The following is a 12,475-nucleotide window of genomic DNA, read 5'->3' as shown; positions in this document are numbered from 1 at the left end:
TGATTGATCACCCTTATATTTCGACCGTGAAAAGCAGGGGATCCGAAATATTATGCTGGCCGATCTGCCGGACAGCGATTGACAGACTTGAAGCTCCTGCATCCCGATAGTCTTGCACGTTGGGTGCAGGGAGCATCAAGAAAGGCATCATTGGTTCAGCGATGCTTACGCTCGCTATCGACACACGATATCTTTCCGTTTCTTCGGCCAGCGGAATTTCGACATGATCAGGCCATATTGGTCCAGCGCGAGAACGGCGCGTCCAGGCGAGCTCAAGGTCGCCATTTTCTTTAAAAACAAAGCGCGGATGAACCGGCGACCAAGGTTTCAGCGCACGGCCCACTTCATCCAAGGAACGGGACACCGGCAGATCATCTCCCCTGCCCAAGGCCGATATGGTGACAGGTTGAAATGGCGCGTAATTGTGCGCATCAATTTCCGTAAGATCGATGCCATCCAGCAGAACAAAATCTTCATCCGCCAAATGCTTGTCCATTTCCAGTTCGGTCCCGCCCAAACCTCTCAGCAGATAGGATAATATATACCGGTCATTCCCGATCGGTGCGGCGGAACCAAATTGCACTATTTCATTGCCGATGGCAGCGATGTTTTTGCCAGCCAGCAGCTGCGCATGGTCAGCATCGTTCAGATGCATATTGCTGTTGTGCATCTGAACCTGCAGGCTATTTTTTCTGTCAACTATGTGTGGGCCACTGGCTCCCAGCGGTTCCAGTGCGGTGCCGATCCTCGCGGGAGCCGATATCTGATCGATAAATTCATTGGAGACGCCATCGGCACCAAGCGCAAACAGCTCTGCATTGCGCCAGCCCAGATCACCAGCAGCTGCGGCATATAATCTGGAAACGTCAGAAACCTGCATTGGTGCATCAATAGCAAATGGCAGATCAACCAGGGCCAATCTCGTCGCCCCCGCCAATGCGTCCAATTCCCTCACCGGGCGGCCACTATCAGTTGTTCCTTCGGCATCTGGCAATGCATCACCGGCTTTTGACAGCACAAGGCCAATACTGCCTCTGTTCAACTCCCAATTCCGCACCAGCCAGATATCACCGCTATCATCCCAACTCACAAGCGTACCGGGTTTCAGGGAAAGCGCAGTGCGCAAAACTTGCAACTGCGCGCTGCTCCGCTCCTGATAGAGCGACCATAATTTTGCCCGGGCGATATTTTTAGCTTGCGACGATCCCATAGCTGCAGGAAAATCCTGATCGCGGATCACCCGGCTGTTCCCTGGTCGAAACGCATTTTGCATGCCGGATTGATAGTCCCGCTCGGGTTCGTAATAACGCAGGGCATGCTGGCGAGCTATCTTCGTTTCGGCCAGTGTCTGTAGTTCAGGCCGCGCAATCGGCTCTTTATTGTGGGTTGATACAATCTGGTCGCGCATCGACAATATCTCTGCGCCCGGTTCATACTGTCGTCTCTTTGCAGACAAAGTGTCTGAAACAGCTGGAAATGATAGCGAAAAACTCTCGCTGATCGCTGCCAGTACCTCTCGGCGATCCTGACCGGCGGCTGCGAAACCATGAAGGCTTTCATCTATAGACGCATCAACTCTGTCACCCGAAACATCATTGATAATGGTACCAAGACTGACGGTCCCATCATCCGCGATGACCTCAAAGGTCAGAGAGGGAATGCGGTTGCCATATTCCGTGAGATCCATATCTTCAAAAACCGCCAGCGCCATGCCGCGATAGGCTGGCGTTCCGCCAGCAGCTTCAGCGCTGGCAATCAAACCATCAACAACTTGATCTTCACGACCCTGGACAAAACGGAATCCGGTTTCGGTTTTAAAATCACCCGCACTGCCGCGGAAAATTTTACCATCCGCCCAGATACGGCCAATATCCTTGATTTCTCGGCTGGACAGCGCCACAGCCAAGCAAGCCGAATAACTGTAAGTGGTGCTGCTAGGGCGCCCCTTGCCGCCGCCATTTGATTCGCTTGCTTCCTTCAGATCAGTGGCCCAGATCACCGTCCCGGCCACCCGCATCTTGCCGTATATACGCGGGATCTGCGTGCCATAGCTGGAGGTTTGCACGGCCAGTTCCTGCAACCGGGGACCTTCCCGTCCCTTGGGTTTGAACAGGATAATCTGATCAACTTGCTGGCCCAGAAACGCACCAAGAGCTCCCCCTACCGGACCGCCGACAGCAGTACCGACGGCTGTCAAAACCAAGGTTGCCATTCAATCCTCCAAAATTCTAAAAACTGTTTTGATCGGCCATGGGGCTTCGCCCGGTGTGAAAACCACCTGACCGATACCGGCATGCGCGTGGACGAAACCGCCGCCGGTTCTCACCATCAGATGCCATTGCACCGGACTGGGCCGGGCCAGCGCGATATCCCCCTCCCTCAGCGGCTCGCGTGGCTGCATGGCTGTAAATCCCGCGCGCGTCATCACCTCCGAAATTTGCTCGGCAGACCCGCTCCGGATGGAATAGCCGGTGGGAACATCACAATCCATATCCGCAGCACTGAGACACTGCGCAGCCATCCCGATACAATCAAGACCGTGTTCAGCACTCCGGCCATGAAGTCTGAAGTTTGTGCCGCATAGCGCCAACGCCATCTCGGCAATCATCGCCGGACGATCTGTTCCCGATTTATCTGATGTCATGATCATGCTCCGGGGTAGCGGGTAAGCAGGTCATTGCCGGGCAAATAAGGCTCTCCGCGAAAATTGATGCTGTTTTGAAAGCGGTCCCGGCAGGTGGCAAAATTCTTGTCGCAGCCGGCCGTAAACAGCGCTCTATCGCCGACGGCCATAGGCCGAATTGGTTGATCGGCCAGCCGGATCGCGTTGCCCTCTCCGCTGACAATTGCGAACCGCAGCCCGCAATTTTCACCGCTCAGCCAGCGCAATTCGCCATGGATATAGTCCGCCGCCTGCCCTTGCAGGTCAGAGAATTCGAGCTGCGGCTCCAATAGTTGCGTGAGCGTCATTTCGGCCTGATGCACAGCGAGGCTGACCTTGCAGGCACGGTCACCCAACCGGGCGCGGCAGGTCGGTGATGTCAGCGGCGCGATTGATTCATCGAGAAAAGAAGTGCCGCCAAGCATCTCTACCCTAAATTTATCACCGGATCGTGTAATTTCGCCGAATTCACCGCTAATAAGATGGAGCGGTTCGTCTTCCGGACTTTCCCAGTTGACCAGATATATATGCAGCTGCGCGCCGTCCCAGCGCCCCGCGATCAGGTCCGCTTCGGCAATCGCGGTGCTGGTCATCGCGCCTTCGATATCAACGCTGTCCATCTCAAGACTGTCGGACAGCGCGATAGTCGAAGGCACCATTCCAGGAGCAGCACGGTATCGCAAATTGTCGATCACCAGATCACGGTCATGCGACACAAATCCGATCGTGACGCCATCTGCCCGCTCCAGCCGCCACGCATAGCAGCTGGTTGTCAGCGGCAGGTCCAGCCATGTCAAACTCATGATCCTTCCCGCACTTCGATAAGGCGAATTTCCGGTATCTCGCCGGCCTGAAATGTGCCGGCGCTGACGTCCAGCCTGTCCTCGGCAAAACGAACCGGTACGTCGAACAAAAAACCCGCAGTGACCTCGCTCGCTATCGCCGGCGGGTCATCGAAAATTATTTCGCCTAGCGTCCCGAGCGACCAGTTACTGGCAAGCATGCCATCAACAGCGACGAGCAAAGATGACGGCTGCGGTCGGGTAATCAAGCGTTGCTGCGCCTCGCTGCCATCCATTCCATAGCTTTTGATCAGATGAAAACGCGTCTGTTCGCCATCACCAATACCAATAACCTGATCCAGAATCGTCGGCGGATCAATCATGGCGTTGCTGCTATGATCATAGGGATCGGTAAAACGAAACGCTTTCGCCGCACCGCGACGTGCACGGAAAAAGGCGATCAAGTCGCGTAATTCCTCTTCGGAGCGCACACCCGGCCCGACATCAAATTCCAACCGCGCGTCGGCCCAGTCGCTATTGCGCTTTTCGTGGCCGGAGAGGGTGGTCACAACATCGGTTGAAAAGCGTGGTGAAACCGTTGCACCGCGTCCGATCGAAAACGGAAACTGAACATCATCAAAGGCGTTCACGTCATCCTCCTGTTCATGAAAATAGGTAAAACCGTCGCGCGCCACCTGTGGCAGTGCCCAGATGAAAATCTCTGGCGTGCCGCGTGTCCGGGCTGCCTCGACCGCGCGGGTAATGTTGGCCCAGATGAAACTTTTCTCAGCAGTCAGCACAAAGCCAGAGAAATAATGCTGTTGCTCCATCGGATAGCCGAGCCGATCTGTCGCCAAATCAATACCGCTCCGCGTCGCGGACTGGTCGCCCGCGATCACCCAGTCATAATCTTCCAACTGCAATATATCGAAAGCAGGACTGGCCCAGCCAACAGGCAGGTTGGCACGCTTTGCCTCGGGTGCATCCTCATCCAATATTGTCGGCAGATAGGCGAGCAAGAGCGTCTCTACCGGTGAGCCCAAAGCCTCATCCTTGACTGCGGCGATCAGGTCCGCCGTAGACTGCGCCAGGATCGACCCGGCCTCGTCCAGCATCGCGGTTTGTGACGGTGTTTTGGGACCCCGAATATCCGGGATGCTGACCAGCGTATCGCCAAATGCCGCTTGCGCCGCTGCATCATAAAGGCATATCCGACCGTCATCCGGCATCACCCACCACCATGGCTCGCCGACCTGAAACTTTATTGCCGCCCCCGCGTCCCGTGCGATCGCGGTGAACGCCCTAGCGACCGCTTGCAGATACCCCATGGCCGCTGGCTCAGCGGGCGATAACAAAGTGGAAGGCGGCACCCAGCCGGTCAGCGCCGGATCACCATTTTCGGCGCGCTGTTTCCAATTGTTCCAGCAATGGGCGTCGAACAGTTCGTAAGACAGCGAAAATATGACGGTGAAATCCATTGCCTCTGCGCGCGTCACAAAATCACGATGCCAGACTGCACAGGGTTGATTGATCGCGGAAAATTCTTCCCCCGGTTGCGGCACAGACAGGCTGACATAAAGCCCCGGTCCATTGGCTTCGAGCCGGAAATAGTGACTCATCCCGACATAATGATTGATGGCTCCGCGATAACCGAGCGCGCGGATAGATCGCAGCAGGCGTTCGGGTGTCTGGTTGAAACTGTCATCATAGCCGGTCGCCATTGAAAGCCCGTTTTCCGGCACCATGACATCACCGATTTCGAGGACTGCGCCGCCGCCATCGGCCGTGATCGCACTCATCTCGACCCAACCAATTTGCGGTGTGGGATATAAGGTGCCCGTGCCATCATAGTCTGGCGGAATGATCGATATGAACAATCGATCAATATCCTTCGGATATACGGGATCCGCTTCCCCGGGCAGCAGAAATCCGCCATTAAGACTGGAAAATTCCAGACTGATATCGGCGTCAGTCGGCGTGCCGGTGGCATAGTTCCACAACCGCACGTACCAGGCCTTTGGATTGCCCAGCGCATCACGGCCCTCGATTGTCAGCGTCGGCCCATTGATCTGATCCAGCGGCATGATCCCGGACGAATGCCAATGAAAGCGCAGGCTGAGCCGCGCATAATCATGGCTTGTTTCATAAGCCAGCAACGGATGGTCGAGCGTGTCTTCGCTCTCCCAGATCAGTCCCGCGAGATCATCCGAATTATAGAAAACCGCATCGACCCGAAGTGCGTCCGGCGCGGTCGTCACGACCGATGCCATCATCGGGCGCGGAAAATTGACCGTCCAGAAGCGCGGATCAAAACGCTGGATGAAATTGGTCTGTTGCGCGGTGCGCTCTTTCGCTAGCCAAAATCCCATGGTTCATCCCTCCCGATAGGCCAATGCATTACGCACAGAGCGCGCGACCTGACGGCTGGAGCGGCGCATCTGGTCAGGCGCACTACCCTGCCCGTTGTCTGAAATATTGATGGTGAGCTGAACATTCGGCGTAGCAGCCAGCCCGCCACTTCGCTCTATCCGGCCAGCGGCGGTCGGCACAAAAAGCTCCGGACCCTGTTCCCCGACCACGTAAGCACGGCCGCCGGTCACGGGTCCACCGCTTGCCCTTCCCGGTGCACCAAGGGCAGCGCCGAGGATCGACGTCCCGATACCCAGCAAACCCCCGCCGGAACCCATACTGGAACCGCCACTGAGCAAGTTTCCAATGCCGCTATTCACGGCGGCATTGGCAATATCCGCCAAAACGGACAGCGCGACGCCTTTCAGGTCTTCAAAACCCAATGATCCGCTGCGGATCGCCCGGCTGAGGCTCGTTTCAAGGGCGGACCCGGCACGTTCCATGCCGCTGGCCAACGGACCGTCCAGCTGTGCCTTCATGTCGGTCACATCTTTAGCAAATCCGGCAGTGTCGGCGCGTACAGCTATGATCAGACGTTCGATTTCTTCATCCATGATCGAGAGTTTCTTTCAGTGTATCGAGTTGAGTTTTGGTGAGCGGTTCGGGGGACTGATTGTCGGCCGAAGCAGCGAAAGAGGCACTCAGGATCGCAGTCAATTCGGCCGGGGTTGCGTCCCAGAACTGATCCGGCGTCCAGCTGAACTTAGCGGGAATGATGCCGGCCAAGCGGGATGCCGAGGTGCGGAAATCATCCGTCATGCAACAATCATCGCCCCTGCAATATCTGTTTGAGCAATATCTTCAGTGGAGGCGTGACACCTGTCAGCCCCTTCGCCATCATCGCTTCACTGAAACGTTCACGGGTCAGATCTTTCGGTTGGTTCTTGATCACGTGCCAGAACAACCCGGCAATTTCCGACAGCATCAACCGTCCATTTGCAGCCCGTTCGACCAGATCAAAGAGCGAGCCGAGTTCCTCTTCCGCCGCAACGAGCGCGGTGAAGCTAGGACGCAGAACCAGCCGCTGGCCATCGACCATCAATTCCGCTTCGCCGCGCAGCGCGTTGGCGCGATCAGACATGAGTTACTTCGCCTGAGCTTTCCAAGCTCAGCGTGTAACTGCGCTCGCCATTATAATCGCCGCTATAGTCCAGCCGCGTGACGAGGAAGTTCCCGCGCATGCTGTCACCGCCTTCGAAGCTGAGTTCATAGGCGTCGATGACGCCCCCCAACGCATGATTTTTGATCCGCATTTCTGCATCCGAGCCAGTAAACACACCGGCGCCTGATACTGATACGGACCGCACACCTGCGCCGGATAAAAGCTCGCGCCAGCCGCCGCTATCCTTGCTGGTAATCGCCACCGGTTCACCATTGACTGACAATTGCGTTGTCCGCAGACCGGCGATGGTGGAATAGCCCACCGGGACTTCGCCATCGCCAATTCTCAGGAGGAAAGCGCTGCCTTTTTCTGCTGCCATGATTTGGTTCCTTTTCTGTTTGTTTGAAATTGTCTCGCGGGAGGAGAGTCTTTGTTGATTCCCTCACGCGCCGGGCGCGGGCATCCGCCCGCTTGGCTTTCCTCGCATAAGCTCGGGCGCGCGGTCGCGCTTGCCTCGCTGCGCTCGGACGATGCTCTCAAGATTGGCACCGGACCGACGCGAAGCGGAGGCAAGGGCGCCAAAATCAAATGGCGTCCGCCGCGCCTTATGGCGCGATAGCCAAGGGCACGGATGTGCCCGCTCGGCGCCTGAGGGAATCAACAAAGACTCCTCTCCCTCACGCTCTCAAAACCCGTGCGCGATACTCGATCAGACCGCTCCACGGGCTTATCGCATTGCGAAGGATTCGCGTGCGGCGGAAATCGAAGGTCACAATCTGCCAGCCATCCGGATCTTCCAGACCCGCCTCCAGAGTCTCTTCTACCAGCGCCATTGTCCGGTGAAGCCGCGCCGCGCTTTGTCCATCATCATGAACGGTCAGCGCTAGGCTAAGCTCACGGCCCGCACCGCCTTTGAAGCTCCAGTCCAGCGAAGCGCCTGTTGTCAGCGCAACATAGGGGAAGCGCGCACGCGGCGGCGGGCCATCATAAACGCCCTCGATTTCGTCCATCAGGGGTTGATGCGCATTCAGCGCCGTGACCAGGCTGTGCTGCACGGCTTCGACAGCACCCGTCACCGGACACCGCGCATCAGAAAGGCGACATCGCGCAGACTGCTATTGCCCAAAATTTCCACACCCAGGTCGGGGCCGGAAATGGCGACACCATCACTCGTTTCTTCTATCGTCAAGTCGTCTGACAATTCTTCGGCAAGCGCTGTTCCGATATCTTCCCTCGCCTTTTGGATTGCCGCATCAGCCATATTCCCGGCCTTTTGTTTTAGCTTTTTCACACCCGTTTCTCCTCGGCTTGCAGGAAGGTTCTTGGAATGAACCGGTGATCGGAGGATACCGAGCGAACGACCATCTCACGGCCAGCCCAGATCAATATGTCACCGGGTCGAACGGCATTGGTCTGGCGCAAGATGAAGCGCCAGCGCGGCATGGCCGAACGGCTGCCCGCGTGCGCTTCGTCTCCTGTGCCCAGCGGTTCTGCCGCAGCGCGAAAAGCGCCAACGGGATCGTTTTGTTCGATCGCTGATCCGGCGCTGTCGCGCTCAGACGATTGACGTTCGATATGGATTTGCTCGCGCAGCAAGCCACTGAACTCCAACCAGCCGGTTTCAGGCCCGCTCATGCTACCCTCATCCGGCGATGGGGCTGCCAAAGAGCTGTCACCGCACTTGGCGGACCGCCGACGTCCACACCATCACGGTGTGAATAGAGGTGACCAGCAAGCCGCACGACGCCTTGCCGCAATGTTGTGGGCACACTCGTCCAGTCTGCCGCCAGACCTGCTTCATAGGTGACTGCAATGCGCGTAATGCTGGTAACCGGATGCAGTTTGATCCAACCGATACCGTCACTGTCAATATCAAGGGCATAGTTCATTGATGGCACAGACGTAAGCATGCCGTCAGGTGCGACAGCTTCGACCAGCGTGATCGCCTGCACAGGATGTTTTTTCAGTTTCTGCCATTCTGCACGCACCGGCATCCGGTCACGCACCGACCGTGCTATCAGCACCTGGCCGATGAAATTTTCACATAGGCGCGCGGCGCTGCGCAGCAGCTGGGCGATCGCCGCATCATCTTCGTCATGATTGAGGCGCAGAAAACCTTTGACCTCTTCGATTAATTCCATTGGCACAGGAGGCACGTCATCAGGAGGATAACTCACTTGGGTAGTGTCCTTTCTAACAGGATTAAGGGTGCGCCCGTGCAGGGAAGACTGATCGGCACGGGCGCGCGTCGTCGCGCGGAGGCACGACGATGGGAAGAAGCTAGCTCACGCTAAACTGCATCAACTTGATTGCTTCGCTGTTCATCACCTGCCCACCGACGCGTTTGGTAGCGTAAAAATGGACAAACGGCTTGTTGGTGAACGGATCACGCAGGATGCTGGTAGCGCTGCGCTCTGCAATCAGGTAACCTGCGCGGAAGTTGCCAAAGGCGATTGACAGGCTATCTGCCGTGACATCCGGCATGTCTTCTGCCTCCACCACCGGATAACCAAGAAGTGTGTCAGGCTGACCAGACGCCAGAGAGGCCTGCCACAGAAACGCGCCATCGGCGGTCTTGAACTTGCGGATTTGGGCCAGCGTCGCGCTGTTCATCACAAAGCTTGCGCCCTGCCGATAGGCGGGTTTCAGCGCATGAACCAGATCAACAAGCGCGTCCTCACCATTCGCAGCGGCAAAGTCGCCCGCCGCGCCGGAGGGAATATATTGCAGCGTTCCGAAAGCCCGCACATCATCCGGTTCATCCGTCACCGGATCATTCAAAAAACCGCGCGGTTGATTGACGCCAGAGCCGCCAACAAAAGCCGCACCTTCGGCCTGCGCAAATTCGCGGGCAATTTCATCCGCCAGCCAGGCCTCCACATCAAAAGCCGCGTCATCCAGCATCGCCTGGGACGCCGCGGGATTGGCATATAGCTCTCCAGTTGGCGGGGCGATCTCATTGAAATTGGGCGTGTCGGTTTCCGGCCTTCCGGCTGTTTCGCTGACCCAGCCAGATGGCGTGCCACCGTCAGTGACGAGCTTGCGATACCCCGCGCTGCCGGTTTGAACGACGGTCGCAATCGAACGGATCGGGGAGATGTCCTTGAGCGTCCGTCCGATCAAGGCATCGATTTCCTGCGGCACCGCAAAGCCGCCTTCGGGACCGGATGCGCCGGAAAAGCTTTTAAGCTCAACCCCCGCATGGTCGCCGCGGCGAAGATATTTTGCCGTAAAATCGCGTGCGGCGATAGAAAACATCATACCTTTCGTGCCTTGCTCATTCCCGGCCAAAACAGGTCGCGCAGAGGCTTTCGAGATATCGGTCATCTGGCTTTGCAAGCTATCAACGTCAGTACGCAGATCGGCAATCGCCTGACCGTGTCGTTCGGTTTCTTCTGCCTGCAGGACCACGTCAAACGACTCTTCTAACGGGTCAGCTTTCGTTTCGAGAGGGGTATTGGAAATTTCCATGATGTTCCTTTCTTTTGGGTAATGAGAAATCGCCCGATGTCGGACGGCGTAAATCGTTGGAGTAATTCTTTGATCGACAAGCAGCAGGGGACCTATTATCCCGCTGTACATGCATATGATTTCTGGCTTGGGCGCTTTGGCCGCCCTGTTCATGGCCTTCCCGCTCGCGGCACAATCTTCAACTTCTGCCCCTGGGACCGCTACGCCGGTCGCCGCAGAGAAAAAACCGATCCCGATTGTTTCACCGCCGCGACCGGCTAACCCGATCCTCAAAATGACCATAGCGCCAGAGAAACGCGGCGACCTGTCAACCTGCGGTGACAGGGATAAGCCGTCTCTCCAGTTTGTCGCAAAAACCTGTTGGCCCGTCCTGCAAGCCTATCAGGATCTGATCCGTTTGCAGCAAGCCAGCAAGGCGGCAATTTCCGCGCAAAAGAGGAACGCCCCCGATGCAGAAACTTTAAAAAACCGCGCGCTGACGCTGGCGATAAAGTCAGCAAAGCAACATGGCGGGGGCCGCTGGCCAATGCAGGACGAGATCGCGCAAGGCTCCTATCGCTCGCTCATTGCGCTGCTCAAACAATTTGGCGATCATGATGCTGCCCTGACCGCATATGACGGCCTGATTGCGGTTGAGGCGCGCAGTCTAATGCGCGGTGGTGCCGCGCGCCGGGGTTATCTCTACACAAACAAAAGCGAATATCTCCTCGAACTGGACCGCCGCGATGACGCGCTGGCCAATTTTAAGGCGGCGGTCGCGTTGGCGGACAGTCAGCCGATCGACCTGATATCCAATGTCGAGCATGCCGAACTGATTGCCTATGACGCGATCATCGCGAAGGACGAAGACCGAGCGCTGGATGCGATCAACCTGTTCCTGAAAAAGACCGAGCGCCATAGCCGTCACCAGGATCTCGTCTATTATCCGGTCCGCATCCTGAAAATCTATATCCTCGCCGGGCGCGAGGATCATGATGGCGTGCTGGCCGAATTGAAAACGTTCAACAGCCTGGCGCGGCGCAATATGTGCCAGCAGGAAAAACCGGTTGAATTTTATTTCCCGCAGGTCGTTTCACCGACCCAGAGCGATCCGCGTATTGCCGCCGAGTTGAAGACATTCGGATGCAGCGATGCGGTAATCGCCGCGATGGACGCCAATATGGCCAATGGCGTGCCTGCTTCCGACGGAGTCAAACCGCTACCGGCCCGCTAGCTTTGCTCTCCCATGAATGGACCTGTGCCAGCGGCTGCATCGGGGCGGTGACCAGCGATATTTCCGCGACATCAAGATCACCGATGATGCGCGGCCCATGGCCAGTCGCCTGCTTGACACGATAGCCAAAACTCAAGCCCTTTACGGTATTTCCCGCCAGCAGCATCGCCGCTTCCCGCCCGGCGCGACTGGCGGTGGACAGGGTGCCTATGACCCGCAGTCCGCGTTGGTCTTCACGGGCGTAACTTATACTACCGATGCGGTTTTCCGGCCGGTGCTGCCAAAGCAGGGGCAGCGACAGCCCCTCGGCGAGCGTGCCAAAAGCACCCGGCCGAATGATATCGCCGCCTCGGTCGATACGATTGAAGATGGCGGCGTAACCAGCAAAGCGGATGGCGCTCACGTGACAAGATTCCCGAACCCGAAGCGCATGGCAATCCCGATCAGAAGCAGCGCCAGCGCACCCCGGATAACCCAGGTTATCGCCGCTTTCCATGCACTCGCCTTGGCATCGCGCCAAGCACGGAGCAGTTCGCGCAGCTCGTCAAGATCGTCAGGCGCCTTGTGATCGGCGAGACCCAACCGGTCGAGCACGCGCTCGGCACCGCTATCGGTCGCTTCCTCCACGATCGCGCGGAGCGTCACAAGGTCAGCGCCATCGCCTTCTGCCTGCGCCACCAGGCGAGCGAGCATTTCTTCGTTTTGCATTTTTTGATGACTCCTTTTTTGATTCCTCAAGCGCCGGGCGCGGGCATCCGCCCGCTTGGCTTTCCTCGCATAAGCTCGGGCGCGCGGTCGCGCTTGCCGACGCGATGCGTCGGATCAGCGCGACTTTC

General features: G+C 57.3%; 16 protein-coding genes. 1 reads left to right on the top strand and 15 read right to left on the bottom strand.

The features are described 5' to 3' along the window. Nucleotides 1-13 precede the first annotated feature (13 nt). The 13 genes from AC6I9Z_RS05340 to AC6I9Z_RS05280 all read right to left on the bottom strand — a co-directional run bounded on the left by AC6I9Z_RS05340 (nt 14) and on the right by AC6I9Z_RS05280 (nt 10,426). Complete coding sequence (locus AC6I9Z_RS05340) at nt 14-2,212, bottom strand: phage tail protein (protein WP_461454058.1); 2,199 nt, start codon at nt 2,210-2,212, stop codon at nt 14-16. Continuing rightward, the gene (locus AC6I9Z_RS05335) at nt 2,213-2,644 is read right to left on the bottom strand and encodes a peptidoglycan endopeptidase (RefSeq protein WP_461454056.1); all 432 of its coding nucleotides are present in this window, start codon (nt 2,642-2,644) and stop codon (nt 2,213-2,215) included. It lies immediately after the preceding gene. A 2-nt stretch (nt 2,645-2,646) separates the two neighbouring features. Next, entirely contained in the window at nt 2,647-3,465 is an 819-nt protein-coding gene (locus tag AC6I9Z_RS05330) for a phage/gene transfer agent baseplate hub protein (RefSeq protein WP_461454055.1), read from the bottom strand. Then, nucleotides 3,462-5,813: a DUF2460 domain-containing protein gene (locus tag AC6I9Z_RS05325; RefSeq protein ID WP_461454053.1), complete on the bottom strand. Its 2,352-nt coding sequence runs from the start codon at nt 5,811-5,813 to the stop codon at nt 3,462-3,464. Before AC6I9Z_RS05325 ends, AC6I9Z_RS05330 begins: the two co-directional genes overlap by 4 nt. Before the next feature lie 3 nt (nt 5,814-5,816). Further along, nucleotides 5,817-6,407, bottom strand: a complete 591-nt coding sequence (locus AC6I9Z_RS05320; RefSeq protein WP_461454051.1) for a tail tape measure protein — start codon at nt 6,405-6,407, stop codon at nt 5,817-5,819. Then, nucleotides 6,400-6,612, bottom strand: a complete 213-nt coding sequence (locus AC6I9Z_RS05315) for a phage tail assembly chaperone (RefSeq protein ID WP_461454049.1) — start codon at nt 6,610-6,612, stop codon at nt 6,400-6,402. The genes AC6I9Z_RS05320 and AC6I9Z_RS05315 overlap by 8 nt, the downstream gene beginning before the upstream one ends. A 7-nt stretch (nt 6,613-6,619) precedes the next feature. Next, nucleotides 6,620-6,934, bottom strand: a complete 315-nt coding sequence (locus AC6I9Z_RS05310) for a gene transfer agent family protein (protein ID WP_461454047.1) — start codon at nt 6,932-6,934, stop codon at nt 6,620-6,622. After that, nucleotides 6,927-7,334 (bottom strand): phage tail tube protein, encoded by a 408-nt coding sequence (locus AC6I9Z_RS05305; RefSeq protein ID WP_461454045.1) that lies wholly within the window; start codon nt 7,332-7,334, stop codon nt 6,927-6,929. Before AC6I9Z_RS05305 ends, AC6I9Z_RS05310 begins: the two co-directional genes overlap by 8 nt. A gap of 298 nt (nt 7,335-7,632) precedes the next feature. Continuing rightward, complete coding sequence (locus AC6I9Z_RS05300; RefSeq protein ID WP_461458249.1) at nt 7,633-8,031, bottom strand: DUF3168 domain-containing protein; 399 nt, start codon at nt 8,029-8,031, stop codon at nt 7,633-7,635. Further along, complete coding sequence (locus AC6I9Z_RS05295; RefSeq protein ID WP_461458251.1) at nt 8,028-8,246, bottom strand: hypothetical protein; 219 nt, start codon at nt 8,244-8,246, stop codon at nt 8,028-8,030. Before AC6I9Z_RS05295 ends, AC6I9Z_RS05300 begins: the two co-directional genes overlap by 4 nt. Then, a complete protein-coding gene (locus tag AC6I9Z_RS05290) occupies nt 8,243-8,590 on the bottom strand; it encodes a phage head completion protein (protein WP_461458253.1) in 348 nt (115 codons plus the stop codon). The genes AC6I9Z_RS05295 and AC6I9Z_RS05290 overlap by 4 nt, the downstream gene beginning before the upstream one ends. After that, complete coding sequence (locus AC6I9Z_RS05285; RefSeq protein WP_461458255.1) at nt 8,587-9,132, bottom strand: head-tail connector protein; 546 nt, start codon at nt 9,130-9,132, stop codon at nt 8,587-8,589. The genes AC6I9Z_RS05290 and AC6I9Z_RS05285 overlap by 4 nt, the downstream gene beginning before the upstream one ends. A 103-nt stretch (nt 9,133-9,235) precedes the next feature. Beyond that, the gene (locus tag AC6I9Z_RS05280; protein ID WP_461458256.1) at nt 9,236-10,426 is read right to left on the bottom strand and encodes a phage major capsid protein; all 1,191 of its coding nucleotides are present in this window, start codon (nt 10,424-10,426) and stop codon (nt 9,236-9,238) included. Nucleotides 10,427-10,541: 115 nt separating this feature from the next. Here AC6I9Z_RS05280 and AC6I9Z_RS05275 point away from each other — a divergent pair, with 115 nt between their 5' ends. Continuing rightward, nucleotides 10,542-11,639, top strand: a complete 1,098-nt coding sequence (locus AC6I9Z_RS05275; protein WP_461458258.1) for a hypothetical protein — start codon at nt 10,542-10,544, stop codon at nt 11,637-11,639. Here the strand turns inward: AC6I9Z_RS05275 and AC6I9Z_RS05270 are convergent. Continuing rightward, nucleotides 11,617-12,042 (bottom strand): HK97 family phage prohead protease, encoded by a 426-nt coding sequence (locus tag AC6I9Z_RS05270; RefSeq protein WP_461458259.1) that lies wholly within the window; start codon nt 12,040-12,042, stop codon nt 11,617-11,619. The genes AC6I9Z_RS05275 and AC6I9Z_RS05270 overlap by 23 nt on opposite strands. Further along, nucleotides 12,039-12,347 (bottom strand): DUF6127 family protein, encoded by a 309-nt coding sequence (locus AC6I9Z_RS05265; RefSeq protein ID WP_461458261.1) that lies wholly within the window; start codon nt 12,345-12,347, stop codon nt 12,039-12,041. The genes AC6I9Z_RS05270 and AC6I9Z_RS05265 overlap by 4 nt, the downstream gene beginning before the upstream one ends. Nucleotides 12,348-12,475: the final 128 nt, after the last annotated feature.

The organism is Parasphingorhabdus sp. (assembly GCF_059726685.1).
This window is presented reverse-complemented; position numbering and strand designations above follow the sequence as displayed.

What these genes read in the sequence shown, in the direction of transcription:
- AC6I9Z_RS05340 (WP_461454058.1), bottom strand. Translation starts at nt 2,212, where the DNA reads ATGGCAACCTTGGTTTTGACAGCCGTCGGTACTGCTGTCGGCGGTCCG.
- AC6I9Z_RS05330 (WP_461454055.1), bottom strand. Translation starts at nt 3,465, where the DNA reads ATGAGTTTGACATGGCTGGACCTGCCGCTGACAACCAGCTGCTATGCG.
- AC6I9Z_RS05265 (WP_461458261.1), bottom strand. Translation starts at nt 12,347, where the DNA reads ATGCAAAACGAAGAAATGCTCGCTCGCCTGGTGGCGCAGGCAGAAGGC.
- AC6I9Z_RS05290 (WP_461458253.1), bottom strand. Translation starts at nt 8,590, where the DNA reads ATGAGCGGGCCTGAAACCGGCTGGTTGGAGTTCAGTGGCTTGCTGCGC.
- AC6I9Z_RS05315 (WP_461454049.1), bottom strand. Translation starts at nt 6,612, where the DNA reads ATGACGGATGATTTCCGCACCTCGGCATCCCGCTTGGCCGGCATCATT.
- AC6I9Z_RS05280 (WP_461458256.1), bottom strand. Translation starts at nt 10,426, where the DNA reads ATGGAAATTTCCAATACCCCTCTCGAAACGAAAGCTGACCCGTTAGAA.
- AC6I9Z_RS05305 (WP_461454045.1), bottom strand. Translation starts at nt 7,334, where the DNA reads ATGGCAGCAGAAAAAGGCAGCGCTTTCCTCCTGAGAATTGGCGATGGC.
- AC6I9Z_RS05310 (WP_461454047.1), bottom strand. Translation starts at nt 6,934, where the DNA reads ATGTCTGATCGCGCCAACGCGCTGCGCGGCGAAGCGGAATTGATGGTC.
- AC6I9Z_RS05320 (WP_461454051.1), bottom strand. Translation starts at nt 6,407, where the DNA reads ATGGATGAAGAAATCGAACGTCTGATCATAGCTGTACGCGCCGACACT.
- AC6I9Z_RS05335 (WP_461454056.1), bottom strand. Translation starts at nt 2,644, where the DNA reads ATGACATCAGATAAATCGGGAACAGATCGTCCGGCGATGATTGCCGAG.
- AC6I9Z_RS05325 (WP_461454053.1), bottom strand. Translation starts at nt 5,813, where the DNA reads ATGGGATTTTGGCTAGCGAAAGAGCGCACCGCGCAACAGACCAATTTC.
- AC6I9Z_RS05275 (WP_461458258.1), top strand. Translation starts at nt 10,542, where the DNA reads ATGATTTCTGGCTTGGGCGCTTTGGCCGCCCTGTTCATGGCCTTCCCG.